The organism is Pseudomonas sp. SCA2728.1_7 (assembly GCF_018138145.1).
Classification (GTDB): Bacteria; Pseudomonadota; Gammaproteobacteria; order Pseudomonadales; family Pseudomonadaceae; genus Aquipseudomonas; species Aquipseudomonas koreensis_A.
The window spans coordinates 4,810,137-4,824,328 of the sequence record NZ_CP073104.1 but is presented as its reverse complement, the minus strand read 5'-3'; the positions used below and the strand labels follow the sequence as shown (position 1 = coordinate 4,824,328).

The window sequence follows — 14,192 nt, the reverse complement described above, 5'->3', positions numbered from 1 at the left end:
GCACCAATTACAAGTTTTGCCCGGCGCACGGACACCAATCCACAGACGGACTGTCTGTAGACTTGCTTCAGATATGATTTGGTTATATTTTATACAGTTATTTCATCTTCATCATGTCATTCATCTTTTCCAATTCATCATTTTTCAAAGTCAAAATTACCTATGACCACAGAACCGTCTAAAGCGCCTCCGCTTTACCCGAAGACCCACCTGCTCGCCGCAAGTGGAATCGCCGCCCTTCTTAGCCTGGCTCTCCTGGTATTCCCTTCCAGTGATGTTGAAGCCAAAAAGACGACCCTGAGTCTTGAACTGGAAAGTCCTGCTGAACAACTGACACAAGATCAAGACGCTGCCGACGCAGCTCAAGCCACAAATGAACCCGTAGCTTCGCCGTTTGCTCAAATCGAAAACACTGACGAAAACACCGCACAAACCGCTGAAGCCGCACCTGCGCCAGTCACCGAAAAGCCGAAAGCTCCGGGGCATCGTGAAGTCGTCGTTGCCAAGGGTGATACATTGTCGACCTTGTTCGAAAAGGTCGGCCTGCCTGCCGCTTCTGTCCACGAAGTTCTGGCCAGCGATAAACAAGCCAAGCAGTTCAGCCAGCTCAAGCACGGCCAGAAACTCGAATTCGAATTGAACCCTGAAGGCCAACTGACCAGCCTGCACAGCAAGGTCAGCGATGTCGAAACCATTACTCTGACCAAGAATGACAAGGGTTATGCCTTCAACCGGGTTACCGCAAAACCGACCGTTCGCACCGCTTACGTCCACGGTGTAATCAACAGCTCACTGTCACAATCGGCAGCCCGTGCCGGCCTCTCCCATAGCCTGACCATGGATATGGCCAGCGTCTTCGGCTACGACGTCGACTTCGCTCAAGACATCCGCCAGGGCGACGAATTCGATGTGATCTACGAGCAGAAAGTGGTCAACGGCAAAGCCGTCGGCAATGGCCCGATCCTGTCCGCCCGCTTCACCAATCGCGGCAAGACCTACACCGCCGTGCGTTACACCAATAAACAAGGCAACAGCAGCTACTACACCGCTGACGGTAACAGCATGCGCAAGGCATTCATCCGAACTCCGGTGGATTTCGCCCGCATCAGCTCGAAGTTCTCCATGGGCCGCAAACACCCGATCCTCAATAAGATCCGCGCCCACAAAGGCGTTGATTACGCTGCGCCACGCGGTACGCCAATCAAGGCTGCCGGTGACGGTAAAGTGCTGCTCGCCGGGCGTCGTGGTGGCTACGGCAACACCGTGATCATCCAGCACGGCAACACTTACCGCACGCTATACGGCCACATGCAAGGCTTCGCCAAAGGTGTGAAGACTGGCGGTACCGTGAAACAGGGCCAGGTCATCGGCTACATTGGCACCACCGGCCTCTCGACCGGTCCGCACTTGCACTATGAGTTCCAGGTCAACGGCGTTCACGTCGACCCGCTGGGCCAGAAGCTGCCAATGGCTGATCCGATTGCCAAAGCCGAACGTGCGCGCTTCCTTGCACAGAGCCAACCGTTGATGGCGCGCATGGATCAAGAGAAGGCCACCATGCTGGCTTCGAGCAAGCGCTAAGTCATGGCCCTGTATATCGGCGTAATGTCCGGAACCAGCCTCGACGGTCTGGACATTGCCCTGATCGAACAGACCTCGGCGATCAAGCTGATCGCCACGCACTACATTCCCATGCCTGAATCCCTGCGCGCCGAGCTGCTTGGCTTGTGCGCCAGCGGCCCCGACGAAATCGCCCGTTCGGCGATTGCCCAACAGAACTGGGTGACGCTCGCTGCGCAGGGCATTCATACCCTCCTCGACCAGCAGCAACTCAAACCCCAAGACATTCGTGCAATCGGCAGCCACGGCCAGACTATCCGCCATGAACCGGCGCGCGGTTTCACCGTGCAGATCGGCAACCCTGCCCTGCTGACCGAACTCACAGGTATTACCGTAGTCAGCGACTTCCGCAGCCGCGACGTCGCAGCCGGTGGCCAAGGCGCTCCGCTGGTTCCCGCGTTCCATGAAGCTTTGTTCGAAGAGCGTACCGGCAATCAGGCCGTCTTGAATGTCGGCGGTTTCAGCAATCTCAGTCTGATTGAGCCGACCAAGCCTGTAGCCGGTTTCGACTGCGGCCCGGGGAATGTGCTGATGGACGCCTGGATTCAGCAGCAGCGCGGCGAAAACTACGATCGCAATGGCGAATGGGCGAAATCAGGCACTATTGAGCCAACCCTGTTGCAGTCACTGCTCAGCGATCCGTTCTTCGTTACCAAAGGACCAAAAAGCACCGGCCGCGAAGTGTTCAACCTGCCATGGCTGGAACAACACCTTTCACGCCTGCCAACCTTTGCCGCTGAGAATGTGCAGGCCACGCTGCTTGAACTGACCGCATTGACCATCATCGAGTCGCTGCAAAGCGCTCAATCCGACACTCAGGAATTGTTGGTCTGCGGCGGCGGCGCACACAACGCCACGCTAATGAAGCGTCTGGCCGACCTGCTGCCAAACGCAACGGTCGCCAGCACCGCCACTCACGGCGTTGATCCGGACTGGGTTGAAGCCATGGCCTTCGCCTGGCTCGCCCATTGCTGCCTTGAAGGCATCGCCGCCAACCGCCCAAGCGTCACCGGCGCTCGCGGTCTTCGTGTCCTCGGCGCCATCTACCCGGCCTGATTAAACCGCACACAGCAAAACGCCGCAGAACCGTAAGGCTCTGCGGCGTTTTGTTATCTGAAGCGCGGCGCGATCAGATCGAGAACGAAGACCCGCAACCACACGTCGTGGTGGCGTTCGGGTTCTTGATCACGAAGCGCGAACCTTCCAGACCTTCCTGGTAGTCCACTTCAGCACCGGCCAGGTACTGAAAGCTCATCGGATCCACCACCAGACTCACACCTTCGCGCTCGACGATGGTGTCGTCCTCGGCCACATCTTCATCGAAGGTGAAACCGTATTGAAACCCTGAACAACCGCCGCCCGTAACGAATACGCGCAGCTTCAAGCGATCATTCCCCTCTTCATCGACCAGGCTCTTCACCTTGTGCGCGGCACCGTGGGTGAATTGCAAAGCCGTGGGGGTGAAGGATTCGACGCTCATGCTGACTATCTCCCGGCGTTACGCCGCCATAATGCGTGATGACGCGCATTATCCGCTTGTCCGAGAAAATCGGTCAACTATTGTTACGGTATATCAATAAACCCGACGAGCTGATCAGAATGCAAAAAGGCCCGTCAGACGGGCCTTTTCGCTGTGCCGTTTAAAATGTTACGGCAGCATACCGGCGTGGGACAGACCGAAGCGCTCGTCCAGCCCGAACAGAATGTTCATGTTCTGTACCGCCTGGCCCGACGCGCCTTTGACCAGATTGTCGATCACCGACAGCACCACCACCAGATCGCCATCCTGCGGACGGTGAACGGCGATACGGCAAACGTTGGCGCCACGCACGCTACGGGTTTCCGGATGGCTGCCGGCCGGCATCACGTCGACGAACGGTTCGTTGGCATAACGCTTCTCGAACAGCGCCTGCAGATCCACCGAGCGATCAACCACCGTCGCGTAGAGTGTGGAGTGAATGCCACGGATCATTGGGGTCAGGTGCGGAACGAAGGTCAGACCAACGTCCTTACCCGCTGCACGACGCAGACCCTGACGAATTTCCGGCAGGTGACGGTGACCTTTCACCGCATAGGCCTTCATGCTTTCCGACGTCTCGGAGTACAGCGAGCCGACAGCCGCACCGCGACCGGCACCGCTGACGCCGGATTTGCAGTCGGCGATCAGACGCGAAGTATCGGCCAGACCTGCTTCAAGCAAAGGAAGGAAACCCAACTGCGTCGCGGTCGGATAGCAACCCGGCACGGCGATCAGGCGGGCCTTCTTGATCTGCTCGCGATTGACTTCCGGCAGACCGTAAACCGCTTCGTCCAGCAACTCAGGCGCGCCATGCGGCTGACCGTACCACTTGGCCCACTCTTCAGCGTCTTGCAGACGGAAGTCGGCCGACAGGTCGATAACCTTGGTACCCGCTGCCAGCAGCTCACCGGCCAATGCGTGAGCCACACCGTGCGGCGTGGCGAAAAACACCACGTCACAAGCGCCAAGGGTCTTGATGTCCGGCACGCTGAAGGCGAGGCCATCGTAGTGGCCGCGCAGGTTCGGGTACATGTCAGCCACGGCCAGACCGGCCTCGGATCGGGAAGTGATGACAACCACTTCTGCCTGCGGATGCTGCGCCAACAGACGCAGCAGTTCGACACCGGTGTAACCCGTGCCGCCGACGATACCGACCTTGACCATAACCTGCCCTCAAAGAACCACTGGAAAGCCGTCGATAATAGGGGCCGCGCGCCCCTGCGACAACCGTCAAGGTGACGTGCGGACGCTCAAGCCTCTACTATCCGGCTTACCGTGAACCTGGAATAACTAAAAATGCTCTATCTATGGATCAAAGCTTTTCACATTGTCAGCGTCGTTTGCTGGTTTGCCGGGCTGTTCTACTTACCGCGTCTGTTCGTGTATCACGCGCAAAGCGAAGACACGCTCAGCAAAGAACGCTTCAGCATCATGGAGCGCAAGTTGTATCGCGGCATCATGGGCCCGGCGATGATCGCCACGCTGATCTTTGGCGGCTGGCTGATCTATCTCAACCCGAGCATCTTCAGCATGGGTGGCTGGATTCACGCCAAGCTGACCCTCGTCGTCTTGCTGATCGGCTACCACCATATGTGCGGCGCGCAGGTAAAACGTTTTGCCCGTGGCGAAAACACCCGCAGCCATGTCTTTTATCGCTGGTTCAATGAAGTGCCGGTTCTGATATTGCTGGCTATCGTAATTCTGGTCGTGGTCAAGCCGTTCTAACTTCAACAACTACCGATCTTTGGGGTATCCATAATGTCGCTGCCCGCTTTGCTCGAACAACGCCTGCGTCTGCCTGTAGTAGCGGCGCCGATGTTTCTGATTTCCAACCCGGAGCTGGTGCTCGCCTGCTGCCGCAATGGCGTGGTCGGCAGCTTTCCGGCCTTGAACCAGCGCGAAAGCAGCGGCTTCAAAGCCTGGCTGGAACAGATCGAAGCGGGACTTGCGACACTGGAGAACCCGGCGCCCTACGCGGTGAACCTGATCGTACACAACAGCAATCCGCGCTTGCAGGCGGATCTGAACATTTGCGTCGAGCACAAAGTGCCAATCGTCATCACCAGCCTCGGCGCGGTGAAGGAGTTGGTCGACGCGGTACACAGTTATGGAGGCCTGGTGTTCCATGACGTCACCACTCGCCGACATGCCGAGAAAGCGGCCGAGGCGGGTGTCGACGGTTTGATCGCCGTGGCGGCTGGCGCCGGGGGGCATGCCGGAACCTGGAGTCCGTTTGCGCTGATCGCCGAGATCCGAGAGTTTTTCGATAAAACCCTGTTGCTTGCAGGATGTCTTAACCACGGTCACGAGATTCTCGCCGCACAGCTGCTCGGCGCGGATTTGGCCTACTTCGGTACGCGATTTATCGGCACCACGGAAAGTCATGCGCCTGACGCCTACAAGGAGATGCTGCTGACAGCCAAGGCTTCGGACATCATCCATACTCCAGCGGTCTCGGGAGTGCCGGCGAGTTTTATGCGTCAGAGCCTGGAGGCGGCCGGTTTCGATATGGCTGCTCTGCAAGGCAAAGGCGAAGTGAATTTCGGTGACAAGTTGAAGCCGATCAGCGATGAGGCCAAAGCCTGGAAAACCGTGTGGTCGGCCGGTCAAGGCGTAGGGCAGATCGATGACCTGCCGAGTGTGGATCAATTGATCGCACGGCTGGACGCCGAGTATCGCCAGGCACAGGAACGCGCAGCCCAGCTACCGCAACGCTGGCCGCGCTAAGAAAAATCGGGTCAGCCCCGCTGGGCTGGCCTTACACTGCTGACCTTTCAATTTATTCGCGACAAGGATGCCTCGGCCATGAGCGAACCCCGTTACAAGATCGTGTTCGACGGTGCTCTACAGCCCGGTGTCGATATCACCACTGCCAAATTCAATCTGGCGGATCTGTTCAAAAGCGATGTGGCCGCGATCGAACGCCTGTTCAGTGGCCGCAGCGTCGCGCTCAAGCGTGATTTGTCCCACAGCGATGCGCAGACCTATCTGCAAGCGCTGAGCAAAACCGGGATCGACGCACGCATTGAAGCTGAAACGGCAATCGAGCTGAACCTGGCGGATGTCCATGAGCACACCGCCGTTGTGGCCGAACCGGACTCGCCGTATGCACCGCCTCGCGCAAGCGTTGGCGAAAGCCAGGCGGAGTTCTCCACGCTCAAGCCGTTCAGCGTCGAAGGCCGAATCGGACGCTTGCGTTTTCTGGCGTGGACAATGGTCCTGAGCCTGGTGACCTTGCCCATTGTCGGCGTGTTCGCCCTGCTGGCTTTGGGACTGGTCGCCGGCGATTCCACCACTGGCCTGATCATTGGCGGGATCTTCGCGTTCTTCCTGTTTATCGCTTTCCTGATTGTCAGCATCCTGTTCAGCATTCAGCGTCTACACGACATCGGTTGGTCGGGCTGGCTCTGGCTACTGAACCTGGTGCCATTCGTAGGCAGTTTCTTTCCGCTGGTGATCATGGTGGTGCCGGGTAATACCGGCGCCAACCGTTACGGCCCTCCCCCACCGCCCAACAGCACTGCCGTGAAAGTGCTGTGCTCCCTGTGGATCGTGTTCTTCGCGCTGGTGTTCGCCGGCGGCATGCTTGGCGGGATCTCGGCCATCCAGCAGGAGTACGAAAACAATCTGGAAAGCAGCTACGAAAGTGGCTCGGTGACCACTGATGAAGTCGAAGTAGAGGTCCAAGCGCCTGCGGATTACGCCGACGAGGCAGCCGAAGCGGCGCAGGCCCCTGTAGACTCTGCGAAAGAATGAACAGCGCTCCCCGCCGTGACACCCGCGTCGCCGGCGCGGAGCTGTTGCGATGGAGAATTGCATGACCCGTTACGCACTGATCACCGGCGCCTCCAGCGGCATCGGCCTGGCGATGGCCGAGGCACTGGCCCGGCGTGGCCGCAGCCTGATTCTGGTGGCCCGACAGCGTGATCAGCTGGAAAGCATTGCGATCGAGTTGACCCAGCGTTTTGGCGTCGAGGTACTGTTCCGCGCCTGCGATCTGGGCGAGCCATTGCGTCTGTCCGGCTTCCTGCTGGAACTCGAAGAAGGTGACCGGCAAATCGACTTGCTGGTCAATTGCGCCGGTATCGGCACCTGCGGCCCGTTTCTCGCGCAGGACTGGATGACCGAGCAGGACCTGATCGAAGTGAACATCCTCGCCCTAACCCGCCTCTGCCACGCCATCGGCAACAGCATGGCGTTGCAGGGTGGCGGGCAGATTCTTAACGTTGCCTCGGTGGCCGCGTTCAATCCCGGCCCATGGATGAGCACTTACTACGCCAGCAAGGCGTATGTGCTGCACTTCTCCGAAGCCTTGCGAGTTGAGCTAAAACAGAGTGCTGTGAAGGTTTCGGTGCTCTGCCCAGGCCCGACACGCACGGCATTTTTCCGTACTGCCCAGCTCAACAGCGACAAACTCAAAGACAGCAAATTGCTGATGAGCCCTGAGGAAGTCGCGTTGTACACCGTGCGCGCCCTCGACAAGAACCGCGCAATCATCATTCCGGGACGACGCAATCGCTGGTTCGCGTTTTTGCCGCGACTCGGTTCGCGCTGGCTTAATCGCACCATTGTCGGCATGGTCAACAAGGCTTACTGCCCTCGCTGAAATGCCCTACAGGTAAAACACTGGGCGGGATAAGCCGCCCTGCGTACACTCAGACCAGCCCAAACAACGGAGAAAACAGCAGTGGATACTCTGTTCACCAAGATCATCAACCGGGAAATCCCGGCCAAGATCATTTACGAGGACGACCAGGTTCTGGCGTTCCACGACATCGCCCCGCAGGCACCGGTGCATTTCCTGGTGATCCCGAAAAAACCGGTGCGCACCCTCAATGACCTGACCGAAGACGACAAGGCACTGGCCGGGCATATCCTCTTCACCGCACAGCGCCTGGCGCTGGAGCTGGGCTGCGAAGACGGTTTCCGCGTGGTGATGAACTGCAATGAAAAGGGTGGGCAAACCGTCTACCACATTCACATGCACGTACTCGGTCAGCGGCAGATGAACTGGCCACCGGGCTGATCCGTACCCCATCCCCCTGTGGGAGCGAGCCTGCTCGCGAAGTCTTCGGCACATCCAATGTATCAGTGCCTGACATTCCGCCTTCGCGAGCAGGCTCGCTCCCACAAAAAAGCATGACCGCGCAGCAAATGACCCAGCGCAAACCTTCCCCCGGCCGATTCGGTTAAACTGGCCGCCGAGATTCTTCCCGGAGGTCAGCATGACTACCCAACGTCACTACTCGCCAATTGACCGTCTTCTGCTGCAAGCCGATGCCGCGATGCGTACCCTGCTGCCCTTCAGTGGCCAACCGTACCGTCCGTCGCCAGCGATTTTGCAGCCGGACACGCAGATGAGCGACGAAGACACCCGCCACGTCGCCGGTCTGATGCGCATCAACCATACCGGTGAAGTCTGCGCCCAGGCGCTGTATCAGGGACAGGCGTTGACTGCCAAGCTGCCGCAGGTACGCGAGGCCATGGAGCACGCCGCCGAGGAAGAGATTGATCATCTGGTGTGGTGCGAACAGCGCATTCACCAGTTGGGCAGCCATACCAGCGTTTTGAATCCGCTGTTTTACGGCATGTCGTTCGGGATTGGCGCAGTGGCCGGATTGATCAGCGACAAGGTCAGTCTCGGGTTTGTCGCGGCGACCGAGCATCAGGTGTGCAAGCATCTGAACGAGCACCTGGAGCAATTGCCGGCCGAGGACGAGAAGTCCCGTGCGATTCTGGAGCAGATGCGCATTGATGAAGAACATCATGCGGAAAGTGCGCTGGAGGCTGGGGGGTTCCGTTTTCCGGCACCTGTGAAGTTCGGGATGAGTATTCTGGCCAAGGTGATGACCAAGAGTACTTATCGGATCTGAGAACGGTATTGCTGCAAAGGGCCCCTTCGCGAGCAGGCTCGCTCCCACAGGGGGTGGCAGAATTGAAAAAGGCGACCGAAAGGTCGCCTTTTTTGTGCCCGGGAATCTTAGGTCGGCATGTTGCGCGCGTAGAAGATTTCGAGCATTTCGTGTTTCACCCGGTCGGTCACCTGAGCGCGCTGCTCGGAAGACAGATTGCTGGTGGCGTCGCCGAACAGGTAGTTATCCAGTTCGAAGTTCTTCAGCAGCATTTTGGTGTGGAACAGGTTTTCCTGGTACACGTTCACGTCGGTCATCTGGTACGCGTCGCGAGTGTCTTCGGAGAGGTAGTTCTGGATCGAATTGATCTCGTGGTCGATGAAGTGCTTGTTGCCTTCAACGTCACGGGTGAAGCCGCGCACACGATAATCCACAGTCACGATGTCCGAATCGAACTGGTGAATGAGGAAATTGAGCGCTTTCAGCGGTGAAATGACACCACAAGTCGACACGTCGATGTCCACACGGAAGGTTGCAATACCGTCGTCCGGATGGATTTCCGGGTAGGTGTGCACCGTGATGTGGCTCTTGTCGAGGTGGGCCAGGATAATTTCGGGCAACGGGCCCGGCGATTCTTCAATCTGGCTTTCAGTCGGGGTTACCGGCTCTTCAGAAATCAGGATCGTGACGCTGGCGCCCTGAGGTTCATAGTCCTGACTGGCAATGTTCAGGATGTTGGCACCAATGATCTCGACAACTTCTGTGAGAATCTGCGTCAGGCGTTTCGCGTTGTACTCTTGATTGATGTACTCGACGTAAGCCTGCTGGTCTTGCGGGGTTTCCGCGTAGCAGATGTCATAGATGTTGAAGCTCAAGGTCTTTGTCAGGTTATTGAACCCGTGGAGCTTGAGTTTGCTTTTCACCGTTAAAAACTCTCTATGTATGCGGCGCAGCCGCGTGATCAAGCATGCCCGTCAAGTGCGAACAACGCACCTGCGTAGGACGGTTAACACCTCTTCGCGATGGCGATTTTGGTTATCTGTTCAGGCGGCTGATCCGTCGGCTGACCGATCACTGCCCTGAAAAAAGTGGCGCATTATGCAGACGTCAGCGGGGGATCGCCAGAGTCTGCACTGCTTTTATGATAGTTGAATGTCGGATCAACCGAGTTCGACGATTTCGTAGTCGTGGGTGATTGCCACGCCGGCCGCGCCGAGCATGATCGAGGCCGAGCAATACTTCTCGGCGGACAACTCGATGGCGCGCTTGACCTGGGCTTCTTTCAAGCCACGGCCCTTGACCACGAAATGCATGTGAATCTTGGTGAACACCTTTGGATCTTCAGTCGCGCGCTCGGCTTCGAGGAAGGCTTCACAGCTTTCAACGGCCTGGCGGGACTTCTTCAGAATGCTGACCACGTCGAAGTTGCTGCAACCGCCGACACCCAGCAGAAGCATTTCCATCGGGCGAACACCCAGATTACGACCACCGGCGTCCGGCGGACCGTCCATCACCACGACATGACCGCTGCCGGATTCGCCGAGGAACATGGCTTCGCCAGCCCATTGGATGCGTGCCTTCATCGCCAAGACTCCACTGTAGAAAAAAGGGTCGCCAGCTTAGCACAGCGCCCCGGCCTGACAGCGAGCGCTGATCCTAGGACGGATGCCTCTACGACGTAGGTAATTTCTCGAATTTTCGACGAAGTGTCTGTTAAGCTGGCGCCAATTCGCTGGCGCCCATGCCAGCTGTGTAGCGACCGCCTTCAGCGCCTCATAAAAAAATCAAACATCACCGTGCAGTCTTTTCGGGATACAACCATGGTTGCTATTACCCCCACACCCAAAATCAAGAACCTCGACAAGCTGTTGATGCATTGCCAGCGCCGTCGCCATGCGGCCAAGAGCAACATCATTTGTGCAGGCGATCGCTCGGACACGCTGTACTTCATCATCAAGGGTTCGGTAACGATCCTGATCGAGGACGACGATGGTCGCGAGATGATCATCGCCTACCTCAACGCCGGGGATTTCTTCGGTGAACTGGGCCTCTTCGAGCAAGCGGGTCAAGAACAGGAACGCAGCGCCTGGGTGCGGGCCAAGGTTGAATGCGAAACAGCAGAAATCAGCTACGCCAAGTTCCGCGAGTTGTCGCAGCAGGATCCGGACATTCTTTACGTGCTCAGCGGACAAATCGCACAACGCCTGCGCAACACCACGCGCAAGGTCGGCGATCTGGCGTTCTTCGACGTAACCGGTCGAGTCGCGCGCTGCTTGCTTGAGTTGTGCAAACAACCCGATGCGATGACCCACCCTGACGGCATGCAGATCAAGGTGACCCGTCAGGAAATCGGCCGGATTGTCGGTTGTTCGCGGGAGATGGTCGGTCGCGTGCTCAAGGATCTCGAGGAACGCAACCTGGTCGATGTGAAAGGCAAGACCATGGTGGTCTTCGGTACGCGCTAAGCCCGAATATCAGGCGCTGTACATCTGCGCCAGCATCAGACGAAACAGCTCATCGAGACGCGCCAAGGCCTGTGGCGCGTTGAATTTCTCATGCAGGGCAATGTGGCTTTCAGCCCGTACCCGCTGCTCCAGGCCGCACGCTTCGTTGAAGCGATTGACCGCGGCGACCATCGATTCGCGCTCGTTGTCCATCAGCATCGCACCGTGCACCAGACCGACCGGACGCTGTCCGCCCTGACTCTGGCGCCAGCGCTGCGCGGTGCCGACCATTTTGCGGCCATCGAGGTTGACGTTGAATCGACCGTCGCAGAATGCGCCATCGATTTCGCCCAACGATGATGTGCCGCCCAATTCATCCAGTAACTGACAGATCGGATCGCAGAGACGGTGGTAGCCGGTTTCGATGCGATTGAGGTCGCCTTCGCTGCGCGGTGGCGCGTAGACCAGGGCGATGTTGATTGTCGCGGCAGATTGCGGGACCGGTTCGCCGCCGGTTTCACGCAGCAGGACTGGCCAACCGGCAGCGGCGGAGACTTCACAGGCGTGGTCGAACGCGGGGAGGCGATTGAGGCGGCGTGGCATGACCAGGGCGCGATCGCTGGGTTGCCAGAACAGCAGGCCGAATTCCGTGTCGCCGGCGCAGACCGAGGCCAGCAAATCCTGTTCGGCTTGCAGGCCAGCTTCGATGGTCATGGGGGTTGGCAGCGACATGGAAGGCTCCGGCTATATGGAAATCTTCAGAGGTTTCGATGAATCCATCGCGAGCAGGCTCACTCCTACAGGGGGAACGCATTCCAAGTGTAGAAGCGAGCCTGCTCGCGATGGCGTCGACTCGGTCTGAAGCGAATCAGTCGAGGGTCGAACCGCTGATGGAAGTGCCACGCTCCGGGAAGAACAGACGCTGCAATTCAGTGCCAGGGTTCTCGGCGCGCATAAACGCTTCGCCCACCAGGAACGAATACACGTCGCTGATTTCCATCAACTCGACATCGGCACGGTTGAGGATGCCGCTTTCAGTAATCACCAGACGATCGCGCGGAATGCGCGGCAGCAGGTCGAGGGTGGTTTCCAGGCTGACGTCGAAGGTGTGCAGATTACGGTTGTTGACACCCACCAGCGGCGTGTCGAGGGTTTTCAATGCGCGCTCCAGCTCATCGCCATCGTGCACTTCAACCAGCACATCAAGACCAACGCCTTTGGCGACCGAGGCCAGCTCGGCCATTTTCACGTCGTCCAGCGCGGAGACGATCAACAGCACACAGTCGGCGCCCAGCGCACGGGCTTCGACGATCTGGTACGGATCGATCATGAAGTCCTTGCGGATCACCGGCAGTTTGCACGCGGCCCGGGCCTGTTGCAGGTACGCATCGGCGCCCTGGAAATAATCGATGTCGGTCAGTACGGACAGGCAAGTCGCCCCGCCCTTCTCGTAGCTTTTGGCGATGTCGGCGGGAACGAAGTTCTCGCGGATCACGCCTTTGCTCGGCGAGGCCTTTTTGATTTCGGCGATCACAGCAGGCTGCTTCTTCTTGGCTTGCGCCAGCAATGCCTGGGCAAATCCACGGGGTGCATCGGCCGCCTTGGCCAGACTTTCCAGCTCGCTCAGGCTGACGCGAGCACTCCGCTCGGCGACTTCCTGAACTTTGCGCGCCAGAATGTTTTCCAGAACCGTCGGTACACTCATCCCTCATTCTCCACTCTGAATACCGCGGTAAAGGCACCCAGCTCCTCGAGTTTTTCCCGAGCAAGACCGGTGTGCAAGGCGTCGTGCGCAAGCTCCACGCCCTGTTTCAAACTACTCGCCACGTCGGCGGCATACAGCGCTGCACCGGCATTGAGCACAATCATTTCGGCAGCTTTCTGGCCGTTTTCGGTTTTGCGCTTGCCGAGGGCATCGCGGATCAGCGCCAGCGAGGCTTCCGGGCCGTCGACCGACAGGCCATGCAGACTCTGGCTTTTCATACCGAGGTCCTCCGGCTCGACCCAATATTCGCTGATCTCGTTGTTTTTCAGCTCGGCGACAAAGGTCGGTGCGGCGAGACTGAATTCATCCAGGCCGTCCTTCGAGTGCACCACCAGCACATGCTTGCTGCCCAGACGCTGCAAGACTTCGGCCAATGGCCGGCACAGCGCCTTGTTGAATACGCCCACTACCTGATGTTTCACACCGGCCGGATTCGTAAGCGGGCCGAGCATGTTGAACAGCGTACGCAGGCCGAGATCGCGGCGCGGGCCGGCGGCATATTTCATGGCTTTGTGGTGGGTCTGGGCAAACATGAAACCGATGCCGACGTTGTCGATGCAACGGGCGACCTGCACCGGCGTGAGGTTCAGATAGATGCCAGCCGCTTCCAGCAAGTCGGCGCTGCCGCTCTTGCCCGACACCGCACGGTTACCGTGTTTGGCCACGGTGCAACCGGCTGCCGCGACGACGAACGAAGAAGCCGTCGACACGTTGAAGATGTTTGCACCGTCACCGCCGGTACCGACCACATCGACCACGCCATCAAGGGTCTTCAGTTCGACCTGATCGGCCAGCTCACGCATCACCGACACGGCGCCGACGATTTCGTCGATGCTCTCGCTCTTCATGCGCATGGCCATCATGAACGCGCCGATCTGCGCATCGCTGCATTGGCCAGTCATGATTTCGCGCATCACATCGCGCATTTCCTCGGTGCTGAGGTCGAGGTGATCGACGATACGGCTCAGGGCTGTCTTGATATTCATGGGAAG

General features: G+C 58.4%; 16 protein-coding genes. 9 read left to right on the top strand and 7 right to left on the bottom strand.

The window, feature by feature from the left end:
• The first annotated feature begins 162 nt into the window (after positions 1-162).
• Both KBP52_RS21505 and KBP52_RS21500 read left to right on the top strand, forming a co-directional pair.
• Positions 163-1,581, top strand: a complete 1,419-nt coding sequence (locus KBP52_RS21505) for a peptidoglycan DD-metalloendopeptidase family protein (protein WP_141129715.1) — start codon at positions 163-165, stop codon at positions 1,579-1,581.
• A 3-nt stretch (positions 1,582-1,584) separates the two neighbouring features.
• Positions 1,585-2,676 (top strand): anhydro-N-acetylmuramic acid kinase, encoded by a 1,092-nt coding sequence (locus KBP52_RS21500; RefSeq protein ID WP_212620932.1) that lies wholly within the window; start codon positions 1,585-1,587, stop codon positions 2,674-2,676.
• Between the two features lie 73 nt (positions 2,677-2,749).
• On the opposite strand, the gene erpA is transcribed toward KBP52_RS21500, so the two are convergent.
• Together erpA and argC are read right to left on the bottom strand one after the other, a co-directional pair.
• Positions 2,750-3,100 (bottom strand): iron-sulfur cluster insertion protein ErpA, encoded by a 351-nt coding sequence (gene erpA / locus KBP52_RS21495; protein WP_008077999.1) that lies wholly within the window; start codon positions 3,098-3,100, stop codon positions 2,750-2,752.
• A gap of 168 nt (positions 3,101-3,268) precedes the next feature.
• Positions 3,269-4,303, bottom strand: coding sequence for an N-acetyl-gamma-glutamyl-phosphate reductase (gene argC, locus KBP52_RS21490; protein ID WP_034155112.1), 1,035 nt, complete (start codon positions 4,301-4,303; stop codon positions 3,269-3,271).
• Between the two features lie 132 nt (positions 4,304-4,435).
• On the opposite strand from argC, the gene hemJ reads away from it, so the two are divergent.
• The 6 genes from hemJ to coq7 all read left to right on the top strand — a co-directional run bounded on the left by hemJ (position 4,436) and on the right by coq7 (position 9,012).
• Positions 4,436-4,864, top strand: a complete 429-nt coding sequence (gene hemJ, locus KBP52_RS21485; protein WP_077574746.1) for a protoporphyrinogen oxidase HemJ — start codon at positions 4,436-4,438, stop codon at positions 4,862-4,864.
• A gap of 33 nt (positions 4,865-4,897) precedes the next feature.
• Entirely contained in the window at positions 4,898-5,866 is a 969-nt protein-coding gene (locus tag KBP52_RS21480; RefSeq protein WP_212620931.1) for a nitronate monooxygenase family protein, read from the top strand.
• A 78-nt stretch (positions 5,867-5,944) separates the two neighbouring features.
• Positions 5,945-6,895 carry a DUF805 domain-containing protein gene (locus KBP52_RS21475; RefSeq protein WP_212620930.1) on the top strand — a complete coding sequence of 317 codons (951 nt, stop codon included), beginning with the start codon at positions 5,945-5,947 and terminating at the stop codon, positions 6,893-6,895.
• Positions 6,896-6,956: 61 nt separating this feature from the next.
• Complete coding sequence (locus KBP52_RS21470; protein WP_034155108.1) at positions 6,957-7,745, top strand: SDR family oxidoreductase; 789 nt, start codon at positions 6,957-6,959, stop codon at positions 7,743-7,745.
• A gap of 81 nt (positions 7,746-7,826) precedes the next feature.
• Complete coding sequence (locus KBP52_RS21465) at positions 7,827-8,165, top strand: histidine triad nucleotide-binding protein (RefSeq protein ID WP_053124353.1); 339 nt, start codon at positions 7,827-7,829, stop codon at positions 8,163-8,165.
• Positions 8,166-8,364: 199 nt separating this feature from the next.
• On the top strand, positions 8,365-9,012 hold the full coding sequence (gene coq7 / locus KBP52_RS21460) for a 2-polyprenyl-3-methyl-6-methoxy-1,4-benzoquinone monooxygenase (protein WP_008077993.1): 648 nt from the start codon (positions 8,365-8,367) through the stop codon (positions 9,010-9,012).
• A gap of 107 nt (positions 9,013-9,119) precedes the next feature.
• Here the strand turns inward: coq7 and speD are convergent, their stop codons facing one another.
• Entirely contained in the window at positions 9,120-9,914 is a 795-nt protein-coding gene (gene speD / locus KBP52_RS21455; RefSeq protein ID WP_034155105.1) for an adenosylmethionine decarboxylase, read from the bottom strand.
• A 237-nt stretch (positions 9,915-10,151) separates the two neighbouring features.
• Positions 10,152-10,574: an OsmC family protein gene (locus KBP52_RS21450; RefSeq protein ID WP_003228794.1), complete on the bottom strand. Its 423-nt coding sequence runs from the start codon at positions 10,572-10,574 to the stop codon at positions 10,152-10,154.
• 237 nt (positions 10,575-10,811) lie between these two features.
• On the opposite strand from KBP52_RS21450, the gene crp reads away from it, so the two are divergent.
• On the top strand, positions 10,812-11,456 hold the full coding sequence (gene crp, locus KBP52_RS21445; protein ID WP_008088598.1) for a cAMP-activated global transcriptional regulator CRP: 645 nt from the start codon (positions 10,812-10,814) through the stop codon (positions 11,454-11,456).
• 9 nt (positions 11,457-11,465) lie between these two features.
• Here crp and KBP52_RS21440 read toward each other — a convergent pair whose 3' ends face one another.
• The 3 genes from KBP52_RS21440 to trpD all read right to left on the bottom strand — a co-directional run bounded on the left by KBP52_RS21440 (position 11,466) and on the right by trpD (position 14,186).
• On the bottom strand, positions 11,466-12,167 hold the full coding sequence (locus KBP52_RS21440; RefSeq protein ID WP_137217347.1) for a lipoate--protein ligase family protein: 702 nt from the start codon (positions 12,165-12,167) through the stop codon (positions 11,466-11,468).
• 136 nt (positions 12,168-12,303) lie between these two features.
• Complete coding sequence (trpC, locus tag KBP52_RS21435) at positions 12,304-13,140, bottom strand: indole-3-glycerol phosphate synthase TrpC (protein ID WP_212620929.1); 837 nt, start codon at positions 13,138-13,140, stop codon at positions 12,304-12,306.
• Positions 13,137-14,186, bottom strand: a complete 1,050-nt coding sequence (gene trpD, locus KBP52_RS21430; RefSeq protein ID WP_077574752.1) for an anthranilate phosphoribosyltransferase — start codon at positions 14,184-14,186, stop codon at positions 13,137-13,139. The genes trpC and trpD overlap by 4 nt, the downstream gene beginning before the upstream one ends.
• Between the last annotated feature and the right edge of the window lie 6 nt (positions 14,187-14,192).

Coding starts and splice junctions, on each gene's coding strand:
- trpD (WP_077574752.1), bottom strand. CDS start 14,186: ATGAATATCAAGACAGCCCTGAGCCGTATCGTCGATCACCTCGACCTC.
- KBP52_RS21480 (WP_212620931.1), top strand. CDS start 4,898: ATGTCGCTGCCCGCTTTGCTCGAACAACGCCTGCGTCTGCCTGTAGTA.
- coq7 (WP_008077993.1), top strand. CDS start 8,365: ATGACTACCCAACGTCACTACTCGCCAATTGACCGTCTTCTGCTGCAA.
- crp (WP_008088598.1), top strand. CDS start 10,812: ATGGTTGCTATTACCCCCACACCCAAAATCAAGAACCTCGACAAGCTG.
- trpC (WP_212620929.1), bottom strand. CDS start 13,140: ATGAGTGTACCGACGGTTCTGGAAAACATTCTGGCGCGCAAAGTTCAG.
- KBP52_RS21505 (WP_141129715.1), top strand. CDS start 163: ATGACCACAGAACCGTCTAAAGCGCCTCCGCTTTACCCGAAGACCCAC.
- argC (WP_034155112.1), bottom strand. CDS start 4,303: ATGGTCAAGGTCGGTATCGTCGGCGGCACGGGTTACACCGGTGTCGAA.
- KBP52_RS21440 (WP_137217347.1), bottom strand. CDS start 12,167: ATGTCGCTGCCAACCCCCATGACCATCGAAGCTGGCCTGCAAGCCGAA.
- hemJ (WP_077574746.1), top strand. CDS start 4,436: ATGCTCTATCTATGGATCAAAGCTTTTCACATTGTCAGCGTCGTTTGC.
- KBP52_RS21450 (WP_003228794.1), bottom strand. CDS start 10,574: ATGAAGGCACGCATCCAATGGGCTGGCGAAGCCATGTTCCTCGGCGAA.
- KBP52_RS21500 (WP_212620932.1), top strand. CDS start 1,585: ATGGCCCTGTATATCGGCGTAATGTCCGGAACCAGCCTCGACGGTCTG.
- erpA (WP_008077999.1), bottom strand. CDS start 3,100: ATGAGCGTCGAATCCTTCACCCCCACGGCTTTGCAATTCACCCACGGT.
- KBP52_RS21470 (WP_034155108.1), top strand. CDS start 6,957: ATGACCCGTTACGCACTGATCACCGGCGCCTCCAGCGGCATCGGCCTG.
- KBP52_RS21475 (WP_212620930.1), top strand. CDS start 5,945: ATGAGCGAACCCCGTTACAAGATCGTGTTCGACGGTGCTCTACAGCCC.